General features: G+C 41.6%; 25 protein-coding genes and 1 pseudogene. 12 read left to right on the top strand and 14 right to left on the bottom strand.

Annotated features, from left to right (window positions below; translation table 11 throughout):
- Nucleotides 1–16: 16 nt before the first annotated feature.
- Together trxA and QK890_RS07735 are read left to right on the top strand one after the other, a co-directional pair.
- Complete coding sequence (gene trxA, locus QK890_RS07740; protein ID WP_005775395.1) at nucleotides 17–331, top strand: thioredoxin; 315 nt, start codon at nucleotides 17–19, stop codon at nucleotides 329–331.
- 26 nt (nucleotides 332–357) lie between these two features.
- On the top strand, nucleotides 358–693 hold the full coding sequence (locus tag QK890_RS07735; protein ID WP_005810535.1) for a hypothetical protein: 336 nt from the start codon (nucleotides 358–360) through the stop codon (nucleotides 691–693).
- A 230-nt stretch (nucleotides 694–923) separates the two neighbouring features.
- Here QK890_RS07735 and QK890_RS07730 read toward each other — a convergent pair whose 3' ends face one another.
- The 10 genes from QK890_RS07730 to QK890_RS07685 form a co-directional block, all read right to left on the bottom strand.
- On the bottom strand, nucleotides 924–1,655 hold the full coding sequence (locus tag QK890_RS07730; protein WP_005775397.1) for an RDD family protein: 732 nt from the start codon (nucleotides 1,653–1,655) through the stop codon (nucleotides 924–926).
- A 145-nt stretch (nucleotides 1,656–1,800) separates the two neighbouring features.
- Nucleotides 1,801–2,880: an efflux RND transporter periplasmic adaptor subunit gene (locus QK890_RS07725; protein ID WP_269096547.1), complete on the bottom strand. Its 1,080-nt coding sequence runs from the start codon at nucleotides 2,878–2,880 to the stop codon at nucleotides 1,801–1,803.
- Nucleotides 2,880–4,121, bottom strand: coding sequence for an ABC transporter permease (locus QK890_RS07720; protein ID WP_186993046.1), 1,242 nt, complete (start codon nucleotides 4,119–4,121; stop codon nucleotides 2,880–2,882). Before QK890_RS07720 ends, QK890_RS07725 begins: the two co-directional genes overlap by 1 nt.
- Nucleotides 4,121–4,678, bottom strand: coding sequence for a hypothetical protein (locus QK890_RS07715; RefSeq protein WP_234211956.1), 558 nt, complete (start codon nucleotides 4,676–4,678; stop codon nucleotides 4,121–4,123). Before QK890_RS07715 ends, QK890_RS07720 begins: the two co-directional genes overlap by 1 nt.
- A gap of 7 nt (nucleotides 4,679–4,685) precedes the next feature.
- Entirely contained in the window at nucleotides 4,686–5,249 is a 564-nt protein-coding gene (locus QK890_RS07710) for a stage II sporulation protein M (RefSeq protein WP_234211958.1), read from the bottom strand.
- A gap of 297 nt (nucleotides 5,250–5,546) precedes the next feature.
- Nucleotides 5,547–6,098 (bottom strand): DUF5673 domain-containing protein, encoded by a 552-nt coding sequence (locus tag QK890_RS07705; protein ID WP_186993048.1) that lies wholly within the window; start codon nucleotides 6,096–6,098, stop codon nucleotides 5,547–5,549.
- A gap of 133 nt (nucleotides 6,099–6,231) precedes the next feature.
- Nucleotides 6,232–6,534: a hypothetical protein gene (locus tag QK890_RS07700; RefSeq protein ID WP_050440708.1), complete on the bottom strand. Its 303-nt coding sequence runs from the start codon at nucleotides 6,532–6,534 to the stop codon at nucleotides 6,232–6,234.
- 355 nt (nucleotides 6,535–6,889) lie between these two features.
- Complete coding sequence (locus QK890_RS07695) at nucleotides 6,890–8,416, bottom strand: O-antigen ligase family protein (protein WP_234211960.1); 1,527 nt, start codon at nucleotides 8,414–8,416, stop codon at nucleotides 6,890–6,892.
- Between the two features lie 254 nt (nucleotides 8,417–8,670).
- Entirely contained in the window at nucleotides 8,671–9,354 is a 684-nt protein-coding gene (locus QK890_RS07690) for a hypothetical protein (RefSeq protein WP_234211962.1), read from the bottom strand.
- Between the two features lie 20 nt (nucleotides 9,355–9,374).
- Entirely contained in the window at nucleotides 9,375–11,123 is a 1,749-nt protein-coding gene (locus QK890_RS07685) for a discoidin domain-containing protein (RefSeq protein WP_234211965.1), read from the bottom strand.
- Nucleotides 11,124–12,262: 1,139 nt separating this feature from the next.
- Here QK890_RS07685 and QK890_RS07680 point away from each other — a divergent pair.
- From QK890_RS07680 to QK890_RS07645, 8 genes and pseudogenes are all read left to right on the top strand, one after another.
- Nucleotides 12,263–13,539, top strand: a pseudogene (locus tag QK890_RS07680) (sensor histidine kinase).
- A 3-nt stretch (nucleotides 13,540–13,542) separates the two neighbouring features.
- On the top strand, nucleotides 13,543–14,250 hold the full coding sequence (locus tag QK890_RS07675; protein WP_005775412.1) for a response regulator transcription factor: 708 nt from the start codon (nucleotides 13,543–13,545) through the stop codon (nucleotides 14,248–14,250).
- A 155-nt stretch (nucleotides 14,251–14,405) separates the two neighbouring features.
- A complete protein-coding gene (locus QK890_RS07670) occupies nucleotides 14,406–15,368 on the top strand; it encodes a stage II sporulation protein M (protein ID WP_032529899.1) in 963 nt (320 codons plus the stop codon).
- Nucleotides 15,349–16,281 carry a hypothetical protein gene (locus QK890_RS07665; RefSeq protein WP_005775414.1) on the top strand — a complete coding sequence of 311 codons (933 nt, stop codon included), beginning with the start codon at nucleotides 15,349–15,351 and terminating at the stop codon, nucleotides 16,279–16,281. The genes QK890_RS07670 and QK890_RS07665 overlap by 20 nt, the downstream gene beginning before the upstream one ends.
- A 13-nt stretch (nucleotides 16,282–16,294) precedes the next feature.
- On the top strand, nucleotides 16,295–16,918 hold the full coding sequence (locus tag QK890_RS07660; protein WP_005810531.1) for a DUF4129 domain-containing protein: 624 nt from the start codon (nucleotides 16,295–16,297) through the stop codon (nucleotides 16,916–16,918).
- Nucleotides 16,915–18,162: a DUF4350 domain-containing protein gene (locus QK890_RS07655; protein WP_367627290.1), complete on the top strand. Its 1,248-nt coding sequence runs from the start codon at nucleotides 16,915–16,917 to the stop codon at nucleotides 18,160–18,162. The genes QK890_RS07660 and QK890_RS07655 overlap by 4 nt, the downstream gene beginning before the upstream one ends.
- A gap of 63 nt (nucleotides 18,163–18,225) precedes the next feature.
- Nucleotides 18,226–19,221 carry a MoxR family ATPase gene (locus tag QK890_RS07650; RefSeq protein ID WP_005810528.1) on the top strand — a complete coding sequence of 332 codons (996 nt, stop codon included), beginning with the start codon at nucleotides 18,226–18,228 and terminating at the stop codon, nucleotides 19,219–19,221.
- 2 nt (nucleotides 19,222–19,223) lie between these two features.
- Nucleotides 19,224–20,534 carry a DUF58 domain-containing protein gene (locus tag QK890_RS07645; protein ID WP_005810526.1) on the top strand — a complete coding sequence of 437 codons (1,311 nt, stop codon included), beginning with the start codon at nucleotides 19,224–19,226 and terminating at the stop codon, nucleotides 20,532–20,534.
- Here the strand turns inward: QK890_RS07645 and QK890_RS07640 are convergent.
- The 4 genes from QK890_RS07640 to QK890_RS07625 are packed head-to-tail and all read right to left on the bottom strand — an operon-like array spanning nucleotide 20,526 to nucleotide 22,467.
- Nucleotides 20,526–20,750, bottom strand: a complete 225-nt coding sequence (locus tag QK890_RS07640; RefSeq protein ID WP_005775420.1) for an immunity 17 family protein — start codon at nucleotides 20,748–20,750, stop codon at nucleotides 20,526–20,528. The two genes, QK890_RS07645 and QK890_RS07640, sit on opposite strands and share 9 nt — an antisense overlap.
- Before the next feature lie 11 nt (nucleotides 20,751–20,761).
- Nucleotides 20,762–21,181, bottom strand: coding sequence for a tRNA (adenosine(37)-N6)-threonylcarbamoyltransferase complex ATPase subunit type 1 TsaE (tsaE, locus tag QK890_RS07635; RefSeq protein WP_005810524.1), 420 nt, complete (start codon nucleotides 21,179–21,181; stop codon nucleotides 20,762–20,764).
- Nucleotides 21,182–21,196: 15 nt separating this feature from the next.
- Entirely contained in the window at nucleotides 21,197–22,006 is an 810-nt protein-coding gene (locus QK890_RS07630) for a metal ABC transporter permease (RefSeq protein WP_005810522.1), read from the bottom strand.
- Between the two features lie 38 nt (nucleotides 22,007–22,044).
- Complete coding sequence (locus QK890_RS07625) at nucleotides 22,045–22,467, bottom strand: hypothetical protein (RefSeq protein ID WP_005775423.1); 423 nt, start codon at nucleotides 22,465–22,467, stop codon at nucleotides 22,045–22,047.
- A gap of 102 nt (nucleotides 22,468–22,569) precedes the next feature.
- Between QK890_RS07625 and QK890_RS07620 the strand changes: the two genes are divergently transcribed.
- Nucleotides 22,570–23,571 (top strand): M28 family metallopeptidase, encoded by a 1,002-nt coding sequence (locus tag QK890_RS07620; RefSeq protein ID WP_005775424.1) that lies wholly within the window; start codon nucleotides 22,570–22,572, stop codon nucleotides 23,569–23,571.
- 7 nt (nucleotides 23,572–23,578) lie between these two features.
- A complete protein-coding gene (locus tag QK890_RS07615) occupies nucleotides 23,579–24,751 on the top strand; it encodes a hypothetical protein (RefSeq protein WP_032536928.1) in 1,173 nt (390 codons plus the stop codon).
- The last annotated feature ends 63 nt before the right edge of the window (nucleotides 24,752–24,814 follow it).

Raw genomic sequence — 24,814 nt, 5'->3', positions numbered from 1 at the left:
ATTAATAATTAAAGAAATGGCTTTAGAGATTACTGACAACAACTTTAAGGAAATCCTTGCAAAAGGAACACCGGTTGTTATTGACTTTTGGGCTCCCTGGTGCGGGCCTTGTAAGATGGTAGGTCCTATCATCGACGAGTTAGCTAAAGAATATGAAGGAAGAGTGATTATGGGTAAGTGTGATGTAGATGAAAACTCTGATCTTCCTGCAGAATTCGGTATTCGTAACATTCCTACGGTTCTTTTCTTCAAAGACGGAGCATTAGTGGATAAACAAGTCGGTGCCGTAGCTAAACCTGCATTCGTAGAGAAAGTTGAGAAATTATTATAATATACTTTCATTAAAAATATTTGTTTATGGGACTGGAAGACGATTTTTTGTTAAGTGATGCCGATGATGAAAAGACCATCGAGTTCATCCGGAACTATTTGCCTCAGGAGTTGAAGGATAAATTCTCAGAAGACGAGTTATATTATTTCCTCGATCTGATCGATGAGTATTACTCTGAAAGCGGAATCCTTGATGCTCAGCCCGATGCTGACGGTTATGTAGACATCGATCTGGAGCAGGTAGTGGAATATATCGTGCAAGAAGCCAAGAAAGATGAAGTGGGTGAATACGACCCGGAAGAAATCTTGTTTGTGGTGCAGGGAGAAATGGAATACGGAAATTCTCTGGGACAGGTGGAATAAGCCAGTCTTCGTAAACCAAAAGATAAAGAGCGTGCAGAAACACTTCTGCACGCTCTTTTGTTGCATATATGTATGATAGTTTACTTTGTCTTGATTCCTCTCCTCCTGCTGAAAATACATTTTGTTTTTCGGCCCTCGGAAGTATCGGATGTGTATAGGAGTCCGGATATCTGCCTGAAAATAGGATGAATAAAAGTCCGGCTTACTCTGTTTTTACGAAATAAGATCTACTAAATTTCTTCTAACGCATAGTATTGGTAGTCTCTTACAACGGTTTGAAGAAACTTTTCATCATTTACGTCTGTTTGGTCTACAGAAAGCAGTGCACGAACTTTGGGTGCCAGTTGTGAGATATGCCTTGCCCGGTCCTTATGATGCAGTTCTAACGCCTTACTGATCACATTTATTTGCTCCAAGGACAGATCGGCGGCTAATGGAAAACTGGGGTGATATCCTTTGGTCAGATAATCGAACTCATCAAGGCTTACTTGTATTTTGCGGTAATTTTTCTCTTTAATTACCATTGTTCCTGCCGCAAGATCACCTAAACGTTGGCTGTTTTTGGTTAATAGTATGACCAGTACCCCCAATCCTCCGGTAATAGTTACGTCTATCCCATAGAGCAACCACCTTAGCAGATATGCACTCAGGCTGGGTGTCGTACCGTCTGCTTTTACCACACGGATATTCATGACTTTTTTTCCGATACTTTGTCCTTGGTTAAAAACTTCGCAAAGTAACGAGTAACATAGTACGGGCAGATAGATAAACAGGAACAACAAGAAAAAAGTACTTCCGGAAAAAGCGTGTATATTGAGTTTCCCCAATACATAAGAAGTGGCAAGAATGTAAATAAACAGCAGGAAATAATCGATGATACGAGCCAATATCCGTTCGCCAAGGCTGGCGGGTACTTGGCTGATGCGTACGAATTGTCCGGTGATAATAGTCGATTCTGCCATTTCTGATTAAACACATTTGGGTTCCGGTTGCAAATATATCATAATTCTCTTACTTTTGCTTCCGGTTTCGGACAAAACTTATCCGTAACTAGAACCTGTTGGATAAAAGAGGTAACGCTTATAGGTCGTAATGTGGATTCTAATTTTATTTATCGGTTGAGTTAGTTACTATTTTATCCTTTAATGAAATCCCTTTTATCACTTCCACATAATTTCCATCTGAAATACCGATGTTGATGATTTGTTTTGTTTTCTGTTGTGTCATAGTATCCAGCAGATAGAGGTATGTAGAGTCATTCTCGTATAAGACATATTTTTCATCAATGGATAAAGTGTGCTTTTTCTGTTTTATCACCATAGTAGCTGTTGCGGAATATCCCGATCTTATAACAGGCATATTTTCCGAGACGGGAAACTCTGCCTCAAGCATGTATTTCATAATTCCGTTCTCCGCATTTCCTTTGGATGAAACTTTTGTTACTACTGCCTGGGTTTGTAGATCATCATAGGCATTGAATAAGAGTGAAATCGTGTCTTGTAAAGCGATATCTTTCAGATATTTTTCAGGGACAAGAGCTTTAAAACGAAACCGGGACATTTCCGCCACAACGGCAATCGTTGTTCCCGGATTAAAATTATTGCGCTCTATTACAGAGGCCCCCGTTTCCAGAGGGGTATCAATAATAACGCCGCTAATACTCGATCTTACAATATTTGATGCCGTTTCAGGAGAGATACGCCCTTCTTTCAAGATGTTCAATTGATTTTGGGCAGAGGCGAGTTTCTCCTTAGATAATTCGTATGCCTGTGTGTAAGAGTCCATCTCTGCCTGTGCCACAAGGTTCTTTGAGTACAATTTTTGTTCCCGTTTATAATCTTCCAGTCGGGCTTTATACTCAATTTGGGCAGTGTTCAAGTTATATTCCAGCCGTTCCATATCCGATGCGTTCGGAACCAGCATGATAGAAGCGACAGGATCTCCTATGCGCACTTTATCTCCTACCGAAACATTAATCTTGTCCAGGACTCCCGATATCTGCGATTTTATTTCGATCTCCTTCATCGGAAAAACATTGCCGGATATGTTTATTTCCTCTTTGATATCGCGATATTGCGGCTGCGTAGTTTCGTAAATTGCCTTTGTACCTCTTAGCGAAGAGCGAAAAGCAACAAATGCCAGTGTGGCGGAAAAGATGCAAATCAATATAATCTTAAATATCTTCATTATCCTATATTTTCGTTTCTAATAGCGTCAATGGGTTGTATAACAGATGCTTTCATTGCCGGAAATGCTCCGGCAATGACACCGGACAGAATCAAGACAACCAAAGCGAGAACAGCTACATTTATATCTATTTCTACATGCTTTATCATCGTTGCGTGACGGGCGCTTTCGAGCAACCAATTTATAATCTCAAGAATACCTGCACCTGATATCAATCCGATGATACCGGAAATCACAGTTATGATGACAGATTCCGTCAGCATTAACACAAGAATGGATTTAGGGGTTGCCCCTACAGCCTTACGGATGCCTATTTCGCTACTCCTTTCTTTGATCACAACAAACATGATGTTGCTTACTCCAACAATACCACTTATCAGAAAACAAATTCCTACGATCCAGATGAACATCTTCAATCCATCAAAGAGCCCCTCAAAAGCAGACGTTTGTGTCTCAAAATTGATTATCTGCAAAGCTTGCTTATCAGAATAAGCAAATTGGTATTTATTAGCGATGAAGGCTCTCAGCTCATTCTCAAATCGCTTGGAATCAACTTCTTTGTTCAGATATAAACAGAAAGCGCGCAATGGAGTCTTATTGTCAATGCAGTTTATGTAACTTGAGAAGGGCACATATACCGAATTGATTTCCGAAGCGCTGAAAATATCATCATTCTTCAGTACGCCTATCACCTTAAAATCAATACCGGCAATGTTGATCGACTTACCCAACGCTTTTTGGTTATTAAATAAGGTCGTACTGACATTTTCGCCGATAATGGCAACATTACGCGTATTCTCGTCATCTCCTTTATTAAAATATCGTCCATCTTCGTTGATTTTAAGTATCTTAATTCCCATATAGTTTTCATTGATTCCTATAATCTTAAAAAGTCCGCTTTTAGCTTTATTCATCACTTGCGAATAAGGTCCTGTTATTTCAGGCGAAATAGCTTTTATCCCCGGGAACTGTTTCTTCACGCGGTTAAGAAAATGCAAATCGAAATGCAACTGTTCCCCTTCCCTAATATTCTTATACTTCATAGAAGTGGTTCCTCCATATACATACATGCTTTTCTGGGCAAAGATGCTGAATATATCCATTACAGAGTTTTGAAATCCTTTTCCTGTACCCAATAGCACAACCAATATCAGGATTCCCCACGAGATGCCGAATCCGGAAAGAAAAGTGCGGATTTTATTCTGCCTGATTGAAAGATAAATCTCGTATAGAACTTCCATTATAGCAGAGTAAAGAGTTTCGTAATAGCCCAAACAGACAGAATGGGAATTACAACGGAGGCAATGGCATACCGCAGCCGTACCTTATATAAATGATGGATTAATATCATGCACAACAAATAATAGGGTATATAAGAATAGTTAACCAAGATCATTGCCAACTTGAAAGAGGGATGGTTTTGTAACACTGTTAAATCTGAAGAAGAAATATCTATCTGTCCTATTACGATAATAGCAATTATTATGAAAGTGGTTGGTATTAAATAGAAATAGGAAGAAATATATAAAAAACGAGCAAATAATGCACAGCCATTAAATAATAAAGTCGTTAAATGAAACAATAGTGACATTATTATCCATATTATAATGCTTGAAACTATAGTTGAAATATAGTTAATCTTATAATACACATCTAAGAATCCTCCTAAATCATTATTATAAGGGGTAAGGTCATGTAATGCAGAAAAGAATTCTGCCAACAGTAGACTATACAAGAGTATTATTCCACAACCATACCATTGGGGAATTTGTTCTAAAATTACAATCAGTTTCTTCATTTTCTTATTAATTTATTGAAATGTAAGCTTCTACATAGGCAGCAAGCAAAATGATAAAAAAGACTATAGTTGTTGAGAAGAATATTATTTTACAAAAGTAAATTGTGGGAAAGCTTACATGCCGCAAAAAGAGGACAAAGTTCCATGCAATGTAAAGTCCAATAGCTCCTGAGAGCCAAAAGCCAACTAGTTCAAAACTATGAGGCAAAGTTACACTAAGTATACTAGATATTGTATTTCCTGCCCTATAAGATGCGACCAATACATCAGCTGAGTAAAATCCGTTAATTGCTAAATTCATAATTGTTCCTAATGCACAAAGTGTTCCTCCCGCAATATTCAGTAAACATCCTTTTATGTTATTTTTTAATATTAGCAGGAAGACATACTTTCTTTCTCCTTTTTGTACCTCTTGAGATATTTGTTCCACAATAGATTCCTTTTTTAACAGAGGGGTAGAATATGAATTGCTATTTTGATAATTTTGTGGATCGACCAAAAAAAATCTTATGGAAAATGGAATTAACCACAAAAGAATAGAGAACATTAAACAATAAATTAAAATCTTCATTATGAATAGGTATTTAGTTAATGTAATAACATATGAGTAGAACGTTTTTGGAGACTTGCCTTCTTCATTCTAGGCACAAATAACAATATTGGTTTGTTTGATTCCATTCTATATCTCAAATCAATGAATATTGCCTTGTTGTTAGAAGCTTCAAACAACTTGTTAGTATACTTAATCCGATAAAAAATCAGATTATTTCTGATGTAATTTATTTCTTTTAATTAGTTAATTTACTAAGAGTGTCACTGATATTATGCTTTAGTGTCGTTGTTTAATTTTACAATATTGTACTTATCTTCAATTGCTATTATAGGCATTTTTATTAAAATATTTGTCGATAGTTCTTGATATAAGAGTATAGTCGTTTTTTTTAATACCATTTATGTGCCTTTTTTTATTTGTGTTCTTAATGGATATGCTTAATGTACCATTTTTTTTATCCAAATAATAAGACTGGATATTTTCCCATTTTAGATTCCAATGAAAGTAACGTATGCCATCATTATTGATAATAAACCATTTGGGTATCCAAATATTTATCACAAATAAAATAGAAATAATAATAGCCGTAATAACGAAGTAGTCCTTTGGAATTAAGAATATTGATAAAAACAGTATTGTATAAGAGAAGAAATTTCTATTAAGAGAGGAAAATTTATTTGCAGTATAAATAACAACTCCTTTATAATTTCTTTTTGAAAAATATATTAATGAATTCGCTAATATAAAAACAAATACTATAATACTTAATTGATAATAGATGTTTTCTATGAACAGTAATGCTGCACATAGTAATAAAATTACTCCTGCAAAACAAAGAATTGGCAGTATTTTTATTTTTTTCCCCATTTCTATCTTTTTTAGTGTTGAACAAAGAAATTGTATAACGAAAACTATACCCAAAGATTTATGTTATTAATATATCTTCTATAGTATAGATTAAAAAATAACTTAATTCTTTGGGTTAGCCTATACTTTTGATTTAAAGACCTGTAACACAAGCTGCTGCTCCGCAAACCCAACCTGCAGGATTCCATCCGTTTAAAACAGCTGCATCCACTAATCCTTCAGTTACAGTATATCCATAGGCACTTGTTATTCCCCAAGCTGCTTGTGTGGCGGGCCCCCCTTCACTTCCTCCAGCAGCCATGTAAGCTGCACCATAGGTAAGTTGTTGTAAATTAGTGTTTTCGCTGTGTGTGTTTTCACTAACAGCATGAAAGAAACTTATTGATATAACGATAGCAATAAGCATCCCTAAAACCGCTTTTTTATTTGTTTTCATCTTCTTTTGAAATTTAAATGTTTAAAACTCTTTTTTTAATTCTCGCGAAAATAGTCTACTACTTGATAGTCCGATTTTCAATTCTAACTTTTTTCTATCCGTCCATATTCATTTGATTTTAAGTTTGACATTTTTATTTCTTTTGGAGGAATCGTAACAATATTGCTATGCATAAAACAATAAATATTATAATGCACGTCCCTGTAATAGCAGTATCTCTGCCTTGAGGTATCATCCCTTTTTCTATAAGCCAATGGTATCCTAATATAGACAGGATAGTTACAGTTTGTATTATAACTATTCCTACAATTATTGGTATTGGTAACCATTTACGGTATTTCTCATTTATAATCATCTATTTTTTGTTTTTATTACGTACTTGTCTCAACAATAGTCTCATCTCTTCTTTTATCTCTTTCGCTGCCGTGGTTGGTACTTTCTCGTCGGTAGCCAGTATTTTAGAAGCCCATTCTCCGGCGCTCCCGTAATCGCCTGTAGCTTCGTATAGCTTAGCCAACAAATACTTGGGGTATAACTTGGATGGCTGCATATAGACAGCGGTTGTATATGCATCGACGGCTTTAGCCGTATCTCCGTTTTCCCGGTATGCGTTTCCTAAGAGGATGAAACTGTTAGGGTTGGAACATTGGGTGCAGGAAACTGACAGCTCTTCAATCGCCTTTTGATATTCAGCCGATAAAAAATAGGCTGATCCAAGATAAAAATGGAAGATGCCGTCGTTCCTGAGAAAGCCTTGCACTTTTTTATACATCTCTATGCCTCCTTTCAGGTCATGGCGCATTACTCGTTGTTGTCCCCGATGAAAGAAATAGTATCCTCGCGCGTTTATCATACCGGCAAGTGCGAATACGCAGATCAGGGGACCTGTAAGGGATCTTACGCCGTTGCTTATCATGCGATGCCCGGTGGAAAGCAACCGCTTTTTTCCATAAAGAGCCACCGACAGGCAAAACATCAGATAGAGGGTGGTGGGGAGTACTTTCAGAGGATAGGAACAGAACATCAATATGGTTATGGAAACGATGGATGCTTTGGCGCCGAGTTCAATGGTCGATAGGTTTTTCCAACCGGTGCCCGTTGCTATAACCAAAAGGGCCGCGATGCATGCTGTCACGATAATCCCTTGTTCAAGGCCAAGTTCAAGGAACTCGTTGTATGCGGTGGTTACATATCCTGCGATGTGACGTTCTTTCTCGGTACCTTCTTTTTCCCGGAAGTAGTCGGCTTGCCACTTTCCATATTGAGATTCAAAATAACCGATTCCGTTTCCCCATAACAAGCTCGCATGGGGATGAGGAGTGGATAGGGTTACTTTCCATACCAATATACGGCCCAAAGCGGAATCTTCTTTCATTTTGAATACGAAGAATCCGCTTGCGATGATTAAAACGGCTGACAGAATGATTGCCGGAGTCCGAGTCGCTTTTTTACTCCAATAGTTGGTACCGCGTAGCAATCGGGCGTACCGGTAGCAAAGTACACAAAGACAGCCTGTGCCACATGCGATCCATGCTCCGCGTGAGCGACTGAGTATTAACAGATAGCATACCAAGATAAAAAGGCCGCCCAAGATGTAGCAAATATTCTCGAACCGTTTGTTTTTTCTATAAGATACTAATAGTGAAAGAATCAACGGGGCCGTCACCCCAAGATAACCGGCGTAGGCTCCCGGGTTGGCCATAGACCCGCCTATGATAAACTGCGGGTCGCTATTCTCCAATAGACCGATGGACTGGGCGATTCCAAAAACGGTCTCCACCGCGACGGTTGCTATGACTACCCAAGCAAAGAAGCGTCTGTTTTTCCCGGGCAGGGACTGTGTGGCAAAAAAAGAGAAGAACAATGTCCATAGTACCGCCATCGTATATAAACGATAGGTCCCATATATATTTCCTGAGACATACCGTAAAAAAAGGCTTAGGACAATGCCGGAGACAATAAAACAGGCGCGGCTGTTTCTGCTCCAATCTTCTTTTATCCCGCTCCATGTCGTTGCGAAAAAGACAAAAGAGCATATATAGAACAAAAAGAGCATTACCGGAAATCTGTTATTATCCAGGCCTGTATGTGGTAATAGGAATAATAGCGCAGCCGTTATTTTTAAGACTTTATTTTTCATTGCCGATTTGTTTTACGTTTTGAGAAAAATGCGATGAGCAGATAGACAATTCCACCTATACCCAAGGCATATAAGAAATGCGTGAATGAAAGCCCCTCTTTTTGTGGAGGGATATATTTGTACTCTTGGTCCACTTTTATGCAGCCCGGATCGCTGAACTCGCCAAGAAGTGAGTCTATCGGGAGAGCGTCATTTCCCTTTTGATAAAGCATCAGTGTGATGTATCCGAATTTCGATACATATAAAGACTGACATCCTTTCAATAGTATGGCATCTCTCCGGATTGTGAGATAATTGTTTATCCGGTAGTTCGGGGAGGAGTTTACCGGAACGATGCTGTCAAGGCGTGTGGATATCGAATCGTTGTTCCACGTATTCTTTGTCCGGTCATTCATCTCCTTCATGTCCGAAACGATCCGGTCGAAAGAATATGAATGGAGGGACTGCAAAACAGGCATAAAACCAACCAAAGCGTAATTTCCGGTAAAATATTCCTTTTGAGATACCGGATATAGTCCCATGTCGAGATCAAGCCGTGGAAATATCTTTTTGAGAGTGTCATGAGGAATGGTATCCCATCCGGAAGGGAGATCTATGCTATACTTACACCCTTTATGGGAAATGTCTACGCTTCGTGCGCATGTGTTCAGGGCATTATACAACATGCACGTCAAAATCATCGCTGTTATTTTTATCTTTGTCACCACCATATCTGTTCGTTATTCATATAAGTAAAAATACGTTCTTCAACTCCTTTTGTCCGGTTATGCAGCCATAAAAGGCTATTGTCCGGAACACTGTCATACTGCAGACGGAAGCCGTCCGCTTTTTTGCGTCCCAAAGAAACCCACCGGTTTTCCCAATAAAACAGTTCGTACTCTTCTCCCGGGATAACATCATTCCCGTCTGTTCGCGGAGAATATATGATTCGGTCAATTTCAACCTCTTTCCCGAAATCTATTCCTATATAAGCGTTCGGGTGCTCATCGTTATAGAAAGTATCAATATTTCCATCGCATATATTGGCAAGTTCTTCCAGAGACCTGTTCTTATCGGATGCAAAAGGTACTCCGGACAGCTTCCCGTCATGTGAATAGCATTGCAATTCACTTATATTTACCGATGAATGCTCTGTCGGCATATATCGGATGTAGCGGCAGGTGATGGGAGGCTGCAGCTTGATTTCCGAGATGGAGTGCTTAGGCGTTTCTGTAATGGTATAAATTCTTTTTTTGATGGAGAAATTACTCCGTTTAGATACTTCAAAACAACTTCCTTCCATTTTTTCGGTATAAATGGCCATGCGTCGGTAGTTTGGATACTTCCGGTCTAAAGAGATGCTTCGGAGGGTAGAATGATTGGGAGACAAAGAGTGGATGTCGCCATTCTCCTGTAAGATGACAGGGGCTGTAAAAGCGTTTAATGTGCCGTTATGTATGGATGCGGGAAGATAAATGATGCCTTTACCTTCATTGTCATATCCGGCTATTTTATTATCTCCGAACAGAATGCCTCTTCCTACGTTTCGGAAAGTAATCTTTTTTTTATTTATCTCCGTTGAGATGGCTATCGGTTGCCAGTCCTTATTATTGAATATACACAAGGACTGCATTTCATCTTTCGAGAGAGACTCCGGTTCGGATAGGACGAGGTTTGACACAGGCATTGCATATTCTTTTGTGATGTCCTTCCAAAGGGGATTCAAGTGGCGTGCATCGCTTTTATCGGTTGAATAGACGGTCCTGTATATCTTGGCTATTTTATGCAATACGATGTTGTCTCCTTCTTTATTAAATCCGACATCTTCAAATAGTCCGTCCTTGTTCATTGTGGCATTCCATGAATGCCCGCCGCTCCTATTTGCCCATGCTGGTATTACGTCGACTGTGGAAGGGATGCCAATGGACCTGAGGGACAAAGCCAGATATGTTGCTAAATGCTTGCAACTTCCCCAATGTAAATGGTCTAATTCACTAAATGTCGGTAGAAAGGGGTATTTATTCATTCCGTCGTTATACTTGAGCCCGGATACACGGATGACAGCCTTTGCCAATTCTATCGGATCATCTATTGAATCCAACAGACATGAATATTTATGATATGCCTGTTCTCTCCAGTCGCTGAGTGGCTCGTTTTCGATGCGATAGGGCAAAATGTACTCGCAGAAATCATCAAAAGAACATTTCGTTAACTTTTTAGAGCGCTGCCAGATGGTAAATGCCGCCTCTACATTTTTGATCAGAAAATCTCCGGTTACGACTTCTATATCCCTTATGCTTTGGGGCTTCGGGGCGTTTACACCGCTTTTGTATAGAGAATCCAATGCCATTCCTATCCGGGATTTGCCCGGCAGCCTCGCGTCTTCTGTTTCTTTAATGTGTTTATTTAAGATAATGGAATGAAAAGGATCTTGTTCATTGGTCGGAATGAGGCTGTATTTATCTGCCATGTTCCCAACCAAAAAGAATATGGATCTGATCTTCAATGAATCTTTTTGATTAATAAAAAAATCCAGAGCTTTCTCTATCTCTCTCCTGTTGTCATGAGATAACTTGAGGACTTCGCGAATCTTGGGTGGGTACTTGCCGTTGTTTGGGTTTGCACAACCGGATAGGGCAAGAGTACTCAAAAGGAATAAGCCCCGTATGAGCGACTTTATACATTGTGATTTTTTCAGTATATTTTTCATATCGGTTTCATCAGGTTTATTGATATTGCAAAAATAGTGTGGGATTCTTAAACGATTTATAATCAGGACCTAATATTTTTATAATCAAATCCATGTTTTTGGGTTATATGGATAAGACTCATCACGGGCGTGCGGAGAGAAAGAGTTGTGCAAATAGATCTGTTTATTTGCGTTTTTGTGTGAAAAAGATATTTTTATTCCTTTTTTAATGACAGGCTCTGTTTTCGAAATCTTTCTGATAGAGAGACAGAACGTATAAATAGGGTATTTGTATACGGATTTTCTTACCTTTTCGGATAAGTATTCCGGTTTTATCATCAAAACATTAACTTCTTTTCCCGAAAGAAGTTAATGTTTTCTTCATAAGAAGTTAATCTTTTGTCCGTAAGAAGTTATTGTTTTATCAGGAGGAAGCTAATTTCGTAAAAAAGGGAGGGGAAAGTTATACCTTTCAATGCTATTTGGTGCTTTGGGATGAATGTGGATATTGTGTCTTTTTATATACAGGTTGGAGAAATGTTCAAGCAGAATGTCGATGTAATGTGGCAATTTCTGTATTGTGTGATCGAATTAATATGGAATAGCTGTCATTCCGGTTTTGCCTGACGGTAAAATAAGGGCTTTTTTCGTACTACCCGCAACCATGGATCGGAAATAGACGCATACAGCCCCGTCCAAAGATACAAAATGTCATTACGGAATACAAACTATCAGAATGTAATATTCTCCATCGGTGATGATTGCCGTTATATTTCTTCTTGATTCGTAAAAACGAAAAATACCCCTGAGATAACTTTAAGGGGGCAGGAAGATTTCATCGGTTTTTAAATTACGAATGCTTTGTTATATTAAAAACTTCTCTTACATTTGTCAAAAAAGAAAGAAGGAGGCTTAATCCCATGAGAAAAGAACTTCTATTTACAATCTTAGTTTCTATCGCTTTTGTCTTTCTTCAGGCTTTCTGGATAGTCCGCATGTACCAAAGATATGAGGAACAATATACGGCACAGATAAATGAAGCTTTTCTACATGCCATTGAGAAGGAGGCGGATCGGGGCGGATACAAAGGTGATACCATCGATTTTGCGCTTTTAAAACAGAAAGGCATAGTGCACAATGTTTCTGAGCTTCTTTCACAACTGGAACAAGATGAGTCGCTTTCCAATCGGAGGCTTCCTGAGTTACCTGTTATAGACAGTCTTCTTCGGGAAGATTTATCGGGTTTGAAAATCAACCATTACCTGTCCTTATATGATAAGGAGGGAAAAATAGTCGATTCTTTGGGGAATACTTCTTTGCGGGGAAAGAGCCAAGTTATCAAAATACGGGAAGTTATCGGGACGAAAGGGTTGTTTTATATGCAAATAGAGTTCAAACTACCCTATGACGCTATCCTGTCCCGGATGTTTTATTCCCTTGTCGTTTTTACACTGATTATAGTAGTCGTTGTGGGATGCCTTATCCATCAGTTAAGAGTTATTAGTCAAAAAGATGAACTGTTAGAGAGGCGTGAAGTGAGTGTGAACGGGATTGTTCATGACCTCAAATCACCATTGAATGCACTTGTCACTTTAACCGGCTGGCTTATGGAAACGGAATCAGATCTTCGGAAGAAAGAATTGATGGCTGAAGTTATAAAGCGTGCCGGACACCAAGCGGCGCAAATCGAGTCTATATTGGTCTGTGCCAGAGGAACGGCGCAACCCATTGTTCTGAACAAAACCGAAATAAATCCGGAAGAAATAGTACAAGCGGCAATTGATGACATCTGTGTTGAATTGAAAGCTAAGCCACATAGTATTGAGGTTATAAACGAAGCACCCGGATTGACGTGTCCGGCAGACAGAGGTTATTTAGAAAACGTGATGAAGAACTTGATAGAAAATGCGTTGAAATATGCCGATGATGGAGTGAAAATACAGATTGAAATAACAAAAATCTCACAAGGAATACAGATTAAAGTGATAGATAATGGTTGGGGAATTGCCCCGAAGTATCAAAAAAGCTATTCAATCAGTATTATCAGGTCCCCCGGGAAGCATTGCGAATGCAGAAAGGATATGGTATCGGATTGGCATATGTCCGGCATATTATCCGGGCGCATGGTGGCAAAATCCAATTCAAGAGCCGTGAGAATGAAGGAAGTGTATTTACGTTTTATATTCCGGAAAAATAAAGTATGGAGGAGAAAATTAAAATTCTTTTTATTGATGATGATATTACGTTTGGACGTATTTGTACCATCATCTTACAGGAAAAAGGCTACGAAGTCTTTTATCAGACTACTTTAAACGGAGCCAAAGCTTGCATAACGGAAGCTCATCCGGATATCATTGTACTTGATGTGGAGATCGGAAATCAGAATGGCATTGAAGTCGCTCCGGAAATAAAAGTGATAGCACCGAATGTTCCTGTTCTGTTTATCTCTTCTCATACGGAGAGCCATTGGGTTGTACAGGCTTTGGAAGCGGGTGCGATGGCTTATCTTAAAAAGCCCTTTCACGCTGAAGAATTAATTGCGTATGTTGAAAGGTTTGCTGTACAACGTCCGTCCCAACTTCGGATAGGTTCCTTGTCGCTTGACGCCGAAACCAGGATTTTATTTGCTGATGACTCGACAGTTATTAAACAATTGAGTGAATCCGAATATAAGTTAGTAAGGCTTTTACTTGTTTATAAAAACCACATAGTGGGCAGAAGGCAAATAGAAATGGAGTTATGGGGAAATACTGAAGGAAATGAACAGAGTACTAATAATTTAATATCCAAGATACGAAAATACCTTGTTGCTGATCCCGACATCGCACTTGAAACGATACCGAGGAGCGGATATAGGCTTTCTGTGAAATTAGAAAAACAGAAGAGAAGAGTGAGTGACTGTTTTTAAGCAGAGTTAATCTGATTTCTTCTAAAGTGTGACAATCATAGTCGATTCTGCCATTTCTGGTTAAACATTTTTTAGTTTCGGTTGCAAATATATCATAATTCTCTTACTTTTGCTTCCGGTTTCGGACAAAACTTATCCGGAATTCAACGAGTTAAATGAAAGAGGTAACGTTTATACGTCGGAACATTGAAAAATGGAAAGAGACAGAGAAGGTGGTGGAGCAGGCAGATAAACTGACTCCCGACCGTCTTGCCGATGCTTATACGGAACTTACTGCCGATCTGGCATTTGCGCAAACTCATTATCCGTCTTCCCGCATTACTATTTATCTGAATAACCTGGCTTCGGCCCTCCATAATGTGCTTTATCGCAATAAGAAGGAGAAATGGACCCGTATTTTTACTTTCTGGACACAAGAGGTTCCACAAACGATGTACCATGCTCGTAAAGAGCTGTTGATTTCGGCTCTGATCTTTTTGGCCAGTGTATTGGTGGGTATTGTTTCAGCAGCGAATGATGATAACTTCGTCCGTCTGATTCTGGGGAATGGTTATGTGGATATGACGCTCGATAACATAGCGCGTGGTGAACCGATGGCTGTATACAACGGTTCGGATGAAGTTCCTATGTTTTTGGGCATTACTTTGAATAATATCATGGTTTCTTTCAATGTCTTTGCAATGGGGTTGCTCACCAGCTTTGGGACAGGATGGTTACTTTTTAATAACGGAGTAATGCTCGGGGCCTTTCAGACCTTCTTTTTTAAGCATGGCCTGTTGGGAGAATCGATGCTTGCTGTCTGGCTGCATGGAACTTTGGAAATCTGGGCTATTATCGTAGCCGGTGCCGCGGGATTGGCATTGGGAAACGGATGGCTGTTTCCCGGGACTTACTCCCGCAAAGAGTCTTTTATGCGCGGAGCCAAGAAAGGACTAAAGATTATAGTGGGTACGGTTCCTGTCTTTGTTATGGCCGGATTCATTGAGGGGTTTATCACACGCCATACTGAATTGCCTGACTTTCTGCGGTTGAGCATTATTCTTTTATCACTGGCATTTATTATCTATTACTATATTTATTTACCAAATAGAAAAAATCATGGAATCACAAAAACCTAAAATTGCTTTATATGTGAAGCGTCCTTTTGGTGACAAACTCAATGCCACCATGGACTTTATAAAAGAGAACTGGAAGCCGATGTTGAAGTTCAGTACCTATTTGATTCTGCCATTATGTCTGATTCAGGCTATCAGCATGAATGGAATCATGGGGGGAACAATGGGCTTTGCAGCTGCCAAAGAGACCGGAGCCAATCCTCTGGAAGCGATAGGTGCACAATTTTGGGTCAATTACGGATTGATGTTTCTTTGTTATTTGGTAGGATCTATTTTACTGACTTCCATTGTTTACGGATTGATGCAGATTTATAATCAGCGTGAAGAACGTTTGGCAGGTGTCACTTTTGCCGATCTGAAGCCTTTTCTGTTCAAGAATATAAAACGTCTGCTGGTTATGGTACTGTTTTATATAGTTCTGATTATAGCAGTGAGTATTGTTATAGGGATTCTGGTTGCAGCTTCTCCATTTACACTTTTGCTTACTATTCCGCTGCTGATTGCCTGTGCAGTGCCTTTGGCCTTGTTTACTCCAATTTACTTATTTGAGGAGATCGGCATCTTTGCTGCTTTCCAGAAAACTTTCCGTCTGGGGTTTGCCACATGGGGAGGTGTTTTTGGCGTTTCCTTAGTCATGGGATTGATCTCCAGTGTATTGCAGGGCGTTACTACGACTCCGTGGTACATTGCTACTATTGTGAAATACTTCTTTATGTTGAGCGATACACAGAATGAGTTAACTATTTCCGCCGGATATAGTTTTATGGTCTATCTGCTGGCCATTATCCAAACTTTTGGAGCCTATCTTTCTATGATATTTTCTTTAATTGGTATAGTATATCAATATGGGCATGCCAGTGAAGTGGTAGACAGTATTTCGGTAGAAAGCGAGATAGATAAATTTGAGCAACTTTGATTAAACTCTTTGGATGACTTTGCAAGCTGATACTCTGGTCTGTGATACCGTAAGAGTTGCCTTTTGGCAGTCCAATCCGGCTTATGACTACAACCGGGAACTGATAACACCTGAGATCGATGTCTTCGGCTGGCTCAGTATGCAGCTTTCTAAGTTACTGCGCGCCATTTTCGGAAGTCGTTTTGCGGAGGAATATTCCGGTATTATTCTGGTTGTCATTGCCATTCTGATCTTGTTGTTGATCCTTTGGTTTGTTTATAAAAAACGTCCCGAGCTTTTTATGCGTTCACGCAGGGGGCCTGTGAACTACAGTGTCCATGAAGATACTATTTACGGGGTTGATTTTGACTCTGAGATAAAGCGTGCCATGGAACGTAAAGATTACCGGGAATCCATTCGTTTGCTTTATTTGCAAACCTTGAAACTATTGAGTGATGAGGGGCGGATAGACTGGCAGCCCTATAAAACTCCTACAGAATATATTTATGAGGTAAAACAGGAAGCACTTCGCAGCTCTTTCAGGCGTTTGACAAATGGTTTCCTGAGGGTGCGTTATGGCAATTTTGCTGCATCCGAGCCATTGTTTGAGGAATTGTTGTCCTTGCAAACCGAGATACGGAAAGGAGGTATCGAATGAGAGGTAGCCGCTGGTTTATCATTGGGATAGTTCTCTTTTTGCTGATCATGTTTGTGGTTGAGTATCACCTGCCGAAGAAATTTGTCTGGAACCCGACTTTCGGGCAACATGATCACCAGCCATTGGGAGGGGCTGTATTTGATGATGTTTTAAAGTCTTCGCTTCCGGATGGATATTCACTTTCGCGCAAGACATTCTATCAGTTTGCTGCTGACAGCAGCCCCCGGAAAAGTATTCTTGTCGTTACCCAGCATCTGGATTTGGTGAAGGCGGATGTCAGTGCTTTACTCGATCTGGCCCGTAGGGGGAACAAGATATTGATAGCCAGTTCCTCTTTTAGTCCGTTACTGGCTGATACATTGGGATTCAATAATTCGTATGCTTATTTCAATCCGAGGCGGTTAAAAGAATATGCAGCCGATCTGTTGGAACATGACAGTGTGTTCTGGATTGGTGATTCGGCGGTATATGATAAGCGTACTTTCCGTTTTTATCCACATTTATGCGGTATTTATTTCACGAAGTATGATTCGTTGTCTCTGCCGTTGGCTACGAGCCAGATCGATTCCATGCAGATGTTCAATGACAGTTTACCGGATTGCTTTCCACCTGTGGCTATCAGCCGTCCGTTCGGGAGGGGAGAGATTGTCTTGGTCACTACGCCTTTGCTGTTCACTAACTATGGGATGCTCGATGGCGATAATGCAGCCTATCTTTTCCGTTTGCTTTCACATCTGAAAGGGTTGCCCGTAATTCGTACCGAGGCTTATGGTGCCGGTGCGCAGATTGAAGAATCTCCTTTCCGCTACTTTCTTTCCCAACGTCCTCTGAAGTGGGCACTCTATCTGACAATGTCGGTATTGGTGCTGTTCATGGTGTTTACTGCCCGTAGGAGGCAAAGGGCTATTCCGGTGATTCGTGAGCCGGCCAACCGTAACCTTGAGTTTACGGAGTTGATTGGCATACTTTATTATCAAAAAAAGAATCATGCAGATCTTGTACGTAAAAAGTTCACTTATTTTGCCGAGAGCTTGCGGCGGAACATACAGGTGGATGTAGAAGATGACAGTAATGATGATGTCTTGTGCAGTCGGATTGCGCGGAAGACGGGAAATGAAGAAGTGAAAGTCCGAAATCTTTTCCGTAAACTTCGTCCTGTGGTACGTGGGGAACAGGAGGCCGGAGAGACATTGATGAAAGACCTGATTGATGGAATGAATGAGATAGAAAAGCCTCGATCTTGATCCTTTGGCGGAGGAAAAATAGCTGGAAAGAAAAGAAATATGAATTTGATAAATAAAAAGAATATGGAAGAAAATATGAATGATATGCATGGAGAAGAAGCTCTGCGTACCGATTTGACTCTTTTTTCAGAGAAGATACAGGAATTGAAAAGTCAGATTGCTTCCGTTATTGTGGGGCAGGAACGTACTGTCGACCTGGTGTTGACGGCTATTCTTGCTAACGGTCACGTTTTGATAGAAGGAGTGCCGGGAGTAGCCAAGACCTTACTTGCCCGTCTTACTGCGCGCCTGATAGATGCTGATTTCAGCCGTGTACAGTTTACTCCCGACCTGATGCCGAGTGATGTTCTGGGTACGACCGTCTTCAATATGAAAACCAATGAATTTGATTTTCATCGGGGACCTGTCTTTGCTAATGTTATATTAGTGGATGAAATCAATCGTGCTCCTGCCAAAACCCAGTCTGCCCTTTTTGAAGTAATGGAAGAACGTCAAGCCAGCATTGACGGAACGACTTACCGGATGGGAGAACTTTATACCATTCTGGCTACACAGAATCCTGTGGAGCAGGAAGGAACCTATAAGTTACCCGAGGCCCAGCTGGACCGTTTCCTGATGAAGATTACCATGGATTATCCGTCGCTTGAAGAAGAAGTCAGCATTCTGGAACGCCACCATACCAATGCTGCATTGGTGAAATTAGAGGAGATAAAGCCGGTGATTACCAGTGAGGAGCTGCTTTCTCTTCGCCGGCTGATGGGAAAGGTATTCGTGGATCAGACTCTGCTTCAGTACATTGCTTTGATTGCCCAACAGACCCGTACCAGTAAAGCTGTTTATTTGGGAGCCTCTCCCCGTGCTTCAGTAGCTATGTTGCAGTCTGCCAAAGCTTATGCACTTTTGCAGGGACGTGATTTTGTGACTCCGGAAGACATTAAGTTTGTGGCTCCCTACGTTTTGCAGCATCGCTTGATTCTGACGGCAGAAGCCGAAATGGAAGGATATTCGCCAGTCAAGGTAACCCAGCGCTTGATTGATAAAGTGGAAGTACCTAAATAATTATGTTCCTGACCAAACGTTTTTACATATTCGTCCTTGTCGTCATCCTGTTGTCAGGTGGCGGATATCTGTTCGGCTCTATGTTCATCATCGGGCAGTTAGGGTTGGTTGCGCTATTGCTCGCCCTGGCCTTCGACGGGTATCTGTTGTATCGTACCAACGGTATCCGGGCCTTCCGTCAATGCGCCGGGCGTTTCTCTAACGGAGATGATAATGATGTCAGTTTACGTATCGAAAGCCGTTATCCCTATCCCGTGAATCTGGTAGTGATCGATGAAGTGCCCGTCATTTTTCAACAGAGAGACGTTCATTTTGAACTGTCTCTTCAGCCTAACGAAGGGAAGACAGTGACATATCAACTACGTCCGACCCATAGGGGAGAATACGGTTTCGGATCTATTCGTGTCTTCTCAACCACCCGGATCGGATTAATATCCCGAAGGTTTACGTGTGGTAAGTCCGAAACCGTCAAAGTATACCCCTCTTACCTGATGCTTCATCAATATGAATTGCTGGCGATAAGTGATAATCTGACCGAATTAGGCATCAAGCGTATTCGTCGGGCAGGACATCAGACGGAATTCGAACAGATCAAAGAATACGTAAAAGGAGATGATTACCGTACTATAAACTGGAAGGCCAGTGCACGCCGCCATCAGTTGATGGTCAATGTTTATCAGGACGAGCGCAGTCAGCAGATATACAGCGTGATTGATAAAGGGCGTGTGATGCAGCAGGCTTTTCGTGGTATGACGTTGCTGGACTATGCCATCAACGCCTCTTTGGTGCTTTCGTATGTAGCCATGCGAAAAGACGATAAAGCCGGGTTGGTGACGTTCAACGAGCATTTTGATACGTTCGTCCCTGCTTCCAAGCAAGTCGGACAAATGCAGACTCTTCTTGAGAATCTCTATAAACAGGAAACAACGTTTGGTGAAACGGACTTTTCCGCCCTTTGTGTGCATTTAGGGAAGCATGTGAATAAACGCAGCTTTCTGATGCTCTATACCAATTTCAGTAACATGACCAGCCTGAACCGGCAACTGGTTTACCTGCAACAACTGGCCAGACAACACAGAGTGTTGGTCGTATTCTTTGAGGATGCCGACCTGAAAGAATATATTGCCGGGAAACCGGAGACAACCGAAGGATATTACCAACATGTTATCGCAGAGAAGTTTGCGTTTGAGAAAAGACTGATTGTGTCTACTTTGAAGCAGCATGGCATTTATTCGCTGCTTACAACTCCTGATAAACTGTCAATTGATGTGATCAACAAATATCTGGAAATGAAATCCCGTCAGTTACTCTGATACAGGTTGCGTATTGAGGAAGAAGAAGACAGCCATACCTATCATGATGATTCCCAGCAGTCCGTAAAACAGCCGGGCGCGTTTTCTGCCTACATTCCGTACAATCAGTTGTGCATTTTGGGCAGTGAAAAACCAGTTCCAGTTGAGTATAGATGCCAGCAGGGCGGTAAGCCCTGCGATGGCAAATATTCCCTGAACAAAATATTGAGGGGCCATTGCTCGGATGATTAGTCGTTAATCACTATTTTTCTTGTTCCATCCTCAAGTTCCTCGATGGTAACCTTTACGGCGTCTCCCGGCAACAGTTCTTCTACCAGTTCCGGCCATTCGATGAAACAAAGTGCACCACTGTAGAAGTAATCTTCATACCCCATGTCATATACTTCGCTCAACTTTTTGATCCGATAGAAGTCGAAGTGATAAATCAGTTCTCCGCCTTCGTCCGAACGGTATTCGTTAACAATGGCAAAAGTTGGGGAAGTGATAACATCCGACACTCCAAGCTCTTCGCAAAGTGCCTTGACGAAAGTCGTTTTACCTGCCCCCATCTTTCCATAGAGTGCAAAGACTGTGTTATCGCCCATGGCAGAGATGAACTTGCGGGCAGCTTCGTGAATCTGTTCCAGTGATTGAATCTTGATTTCCATACTTATATGTTGTTTTTATTGTTTCTTTCTGAAAAGGCTCTTTCCTATTTTACATGCAATGTAGATAAGAATAGAGAAGAAAATGATGGATGCTCCCGAAGGCACATTCAGGCGGTAAGAGATCAGCAGACCTCCCAGGCAACTCAGGTAACCGATGGCAATCGACAGCCAGATGATGCGTTTAAACTTGTTGGTAAACAGATTGGCCGTCATCTGTGGGATGGTCAGCAACGAAATAGCCAGTACAATCCCCACCATGCGCAGACAGGAAACGATGGTAAGGGCGATGAACATCATCAGGATATATTCCAATACTACTACCGGGATTCCTTGTGAACGGGCAAACTCACGGTCGAAAGCGATGTATATAATCGGGTGGATGAACAAGGTGAAGAACAGGATTAGCAGGATGGCAAGAATACCCAGCATCAGCAAGTCGGTCTGTGTAATGGTGAGGATATTGCCAAACAGGTAGGCCGAAAGATCGGGAGCGAAACCCGGGGACAGAAAACTAAACATGATTCCCAATGCCATACCCAGTGTCCAGAACATGGCAATGGCCGAATCTTCACGCATGTCTTTTCGTTTGCTGAGCCACTCTACTCCGAAAGCCGATAAGACGGAAAAGACGGCTGCCGAAAGAATGGGAGAGAGGCCGGTATACAGTCCCAGTCCAATGCCGCCGAATGAGGCATGGGTGATACCTCCGCTGATAAATACCAGGCGGCGAGTGACGATATACGTACCGATAATGCCACAGGCAATGCTTGCCAGAAGACTTCCCAGGAGAGCGTGTTGAAAAAAGGTATATTGTAGTAAATCCATACGGTTCAGCTGTTAGGAACGTGAGGCAGACGGGCGGGTTAAGGATGTATCCTCCGTTCGCCTACTACCAGAAAGACTTCATCTTTTATTTCATCGGGAAGGCTGATTCCTCTCAGTTGCAGGCTGCGTACCCATCCGGCTACATCGGTGTCTTGCATGGTATAAAAGACATCACGGAATTTATCAGCTTCTTCCGGTGTATATTCTTCGGGGGCCCTGCCGATAAATGTATCCAGTTCTTCGTCGTCGTAATACTCTATTTGCTTACTGACGGCAGCCAGCAAACTGTCCCGTTCACAAACTTCATGCTGTCCGCAACACTCTACGTCGACTTCCTTTACTTCCGGGAAGCTGTCCAGTTCTCCGTTATCTATTTTCTTTTGCAGCCTTTTGTTGCGGATATACCCGGCAATCATTGCCACGATGGCGAGCAACACCAGACCAACTATAAGTATCCACATAATTACGAATCAAATTTTCGCAAAGGTACTTATTAATTTGTATTATTCCGTATATTTGTCCTTGCAATGTGCTAAATGAACTAAAACAGAAACATCCCGATCATGAAAAGAAAACACCTGATTACTGTCTTTATGTGGTGTGTCGCCACTACTTTGTGTGCCCAGACCCCGGTCGAAAAGGGGCTGAAAAGTATTAACCGTCAGGCTGCCGAGGCTTATATCGGCTTTTTGGCCGATGATGAATTACAGGGACGTGAAGCCGGATTCCACGGTTCGCGTGTGGCTGCCCGGTACATCGTTTCCCTACTGAAAGAGATGGGAGTCCGCCCGTTGGGTGAAAGCTACTATCAGCCGTTCGATGCTTATCGCAAGGAACGCCAGCAGAAGGGACGTCTGGAAGTGCATCCGGACTCGATAGCCAAACTGAAACAAGTGGTACATCAGAAACTGTCAATGAATAATGTATTGGGTATGATTCCCGGAAAGAAGACGGATGAGTATGTGATTGTCGGTGCGCATTTTGACCATTTGGGTATTGATCCTGCCCTGGACGGTGACCAGATTTACAATGGTGCCGATGATAACGCTTCCGGAGTATCGGCCGTACTGCAAATAGCCAAGGCTTTTGTGGCAAGTGGCCAGCAGCCGGAACGGAATGTGATCTTTGCCTTTTGGGACGGAGAGGAGAAGGGACTCCTCGGATCGAAATACTTTGTGCAGGAGTGTCCGTTCATCAAGCAGATAAAAGGATATCTGAATTTTGATATGATTGGTCGTAACAATAATCCCCAACAGCCTAAGCATGTGGTTTATTTCTATACCGAGGCCAATCCTTCTTTCGGCCGCTGGTTGAAGGAAGACATTAAAAAGTACGGTTTACAATTGGAACCCAATTATCGTCCTTGGGACAAACCGGTGGGAGGAAGTGACAACGGATCGTTTGCCAAAGTCGGTATTCCCATCATCTGGTATCATACGGATGGACATCCCGATTACCATCAACCTTCCGATCATGCCGACCGCTTGAATTGGGATAAAGTGGTTGAAATATCTAAAGCCTCTTTCCTTAATGTCTGGAATCTGGCAAACGAAAAGGATTATTAAGAATGAAATGAAAACTAAACTAACTAATTGTGTAAGAATCGGATTGCTCTCTTTTATGTTGGGGTGTTTGCTTACTTGTTGCCAAGGAACGGCTCCTTCCGGCAATACAGGTAAAAAAACTTCCAGAACGGCTATTGCGTCCAATGACTCAGTGAAGTTGATTCCCGATAAAGTCTTGAATGACGCGTCTTGTGTGCTTGCCGGCTTGCCGGTTGATAAAGAAAGCGGGAAGCTTTATGCCCTGACCCAGACGAAAGAATGGAAGAACCATGCCCGTTACATGGATCAGATATGGAACGTTTTTCAGCAGACGGCTCCCCGCGTGGTAGCTTTCTCACAGACGGAACTGGAAGATATCAACGCCCGTTGCCATACACTGTTCTATCCGTTTGGGGGGCCTGACTTTCTGTTTGCCAATGCATTCTTTCCTGAAATGGATACTTATGTGCTGATCGGGTTGGAACCCGCCGGTAGTGCGCCGAAGGTGAAACACCCTTCTGCCGAAACCTACCGTTTGTATCAAAACGCTGTGTCGGATGTACTCAACCTGAGTTTTTTTAATGATATGGACAAAGAGTTGGCCAATGATACCATTGACGGGGTAGTTCCCATCTATTCGTTGTTGATGGCCAGGGGAAACAGGAAGATAGTCAGTATTAAGGAGGTCCGGTTATCAGAAGCCGGAGATCTTATTGAAGTCGGGAAAGGAGATACCATCCGGAATGGAGATTGTACGGGAATGGAAGTTTGTTTTTTCCGTCCGGGCACTTCCCGGTTACAGACTCTTTATTATTTCTGTACCGATATCAGTAACGAGGGGTTGCAAGCCAATAAGCCTTTACAGGCATTTATGGACCGTTTTGATACGGAGGCTACCGCAACATTCGTCAAGTCGGCTTCGTACCTGATGCATGAGCCTTCTTTTTCCCGTATACGTGAAACGATTCTCAGGAAATCATCTGCCGTAATACAAGACGACTCTTCCATCCCGTTGTCCTGTTTCGACCCGGAGATGTGGACGGTTACTTTGTACGGTACCTTTTATAAACCTATCTCAGCTTTCTCGCAATATTCTCAGCCGGAGTTGCGAGATGCCTATCAGTTGGGCGATCCCAAGCCCCTGAATTTCCGGATCGGTTATGCACGGCAATCCAATTTGCAGGTTGTAAGAAGAAAATAATCCCGGTTAATGACTTTTCTCCGGAGGGTTAACCGGGAATTAACCCTCCTTCTAACCCTTCCT

This window comes from Bacteroides sp. NGMCC 1.200775 (genome assembly GCF_040798045.1).
Lineage (GTDB): Bacteria > Bacteroidota > Bacteroidia > Bacteroidales > Bacteroidaceae > Bacteroides > Bacteroides hominis.
Note: the sequence above shows the minus strand (reverse complement) of the source record. Positions and strands in the feature narration are given on the sequence as shown.

Bases quoted from the DNA above. Each gene is read 5' to 3' on its own strand.
- trxA (WP_005775395.1), top strand. From the start codon at position 17: ATGGCTTTAGAGATTACTGACAACAACTTTAAGGAAATCCTTGCAAAA.
- QK890_RS07735 (WP_005810535.1), top strand. From the start codon at position 358: ATGGGACTGGAAGACGATTTTTTGTTAAGTGATGCCGATGATGAAAAG.
- QK890_RS07730 (WP_005775397.1), bottom strand. From the start codon at position 1,655: ATGGCAGAATCGACTATTATCACCGGACAATTCGTACGCATCAGCCAA.
- QK890_RS07725 (WP_269096547.1), bottom strand. From the start codon at position 2,880: ATGAAGATATTTAAGATTATATTGATTTGCATCTTTTCCGCCACACTG.
- QK890_RS07720 (WP_186993046.1), bottom strand. From the start codon at position 4,121: ATGGAAGTTCTATACGAGATTTATCTTTCAATCAGGCAGAATAAAATC.
- QK890_RS07715 (WP_234211956.1), bottom strand. From the start codon at position 4,678: ATGAAGAAACTGATTGTAATTTTAGAACAAATTCCCCAATGGTATGGT.
- QK890_RS07710 (WP_234211958.1), bottom strand. From the start codon at position 5,249: ATGAAGATTTTAATTTATTGTTTAATGTTCTCTATTCTTTTGTGGTTA.
- QK890_RS07705 (WP_186993048.1), bottom strand. From the start codon at position 6,098: ATGGGGAAAAAAATAAAAATACTGCCAATTCTTTGTTTTGCAGGAGTA.
- QK890_RS07700 (WP_050440708.1), bottom strand. From the start codon at position 6,534: ATGAAAACAAATAAAAAAGCGGTTTTAGGGATGCTTATTGCTATCGTT.
- QK890_RS07695 (WP_234211960.1), bottom strand. From the start codon at position 8,416: ATGGCGGTACTATGGACATTGTTCTTCTCTTTTTTTGCCACACAGTCC.
- QK890_RS07690 (WP_234211962.1), bottom strand. From the start codon at position 9,354: ATGATTTTGACGTGCATGTTGTATAATGCCCTGAACACATGCGCACGA.
- QK890_RS07685 (WP_234211965.1), bottom strand. From the start codon at position 11,123: ATGGCAGATAAATACAGCCTCATTCCGACCAATGAACAAGATCCTTTT.
- QK890_RS07675 (WP_005775412.1), top strand. From the start codon at position 13,543: ATGGAGGAGAAAATTAAAATTCTTTTTATTGATGATGATATTACGTTT.
- QK890_RS07670 (WP_032529899.1), top strand. From the start codon at position 14,406: ATGAAAGAGGTAACGTTTATACGTCGGAACATTGAAAAATGGAAAGAG.
- QK890_RS07665 (WP_005775414.1), top strand. From the start codon at position 15,349: ATGGAATCACAAAAACCTAAAATTGCTTTATATGTGAAGCGTCCTTTT.
- QK890_RS07660 (WP_005810531.1), top strand. From the start codon at position 16,295: ATGACTTTGCAAGCTGATACTCTGGTCTGTGATACCGTAAGAGTTGCC.
- QK890_RS07655 (WP_367627290.1), top strand. From the start codon at position 16,915: ATGAGAGGTAGCCGCTGGTTTATCATTGGGATAGTTCTCTTTTTGCTG.
- QK890_RS07650 (WP_005810528.1), top strand. From the start codon at position 18,226: ATGGAAGAAAATATGAATGATATGCATGGAGAAGAAGCTCTGCGTACC.
- QK890_RS07645 (WP_005810526.1), top strand. From the start codon at position 19,224: ATGTTCCTGACCAAACGTTTTTACATATTCGTCCTTGTCGTCATCCTG.
- QK890_RS07640 (WP_005775420.1), bottom strand. From the start codon at position 20,750: ATGGCCCCTCAATATTTTGTTCAGGGAATATTTGCCATCGCAGGGCTT.
- tsaE (WP_005810524.1), bottom strand. From the start codon at position 21,181: ATGGAAATCAAGATTCAATCACTGGAACAGATTCACGAAGCTGCCCGC.
- QK890_RS07630 (WP_005810522.1), bottom strand. From the start codon at position 22,006: ATGGATTTACTACAATATACCTTTTTTCAACACGCTCTCCTGGGAAGT.
- QK890_RS07625 (WP_005775423.1), bottom strand. From the start codon at position 22,467: ATGTGGATACTTATAGTTGGTCTGGTGTTGCTCGCCATCGTGGCAATG.
- QK890_RS07620 (WP_005775424.1), top strand. From the start codon at position 22,570: ATGAAAAGAAAACACCTGATTACTGTCTTTATGTGGTGTGTCGCCACT.
- QK890_RS07615 (WP_032536928.1), top strand. From the start codon at position 23,579: ATGAAAACTAAACTAACTAATTGTGTAAGAATCGGATTGCTCTCTTTT.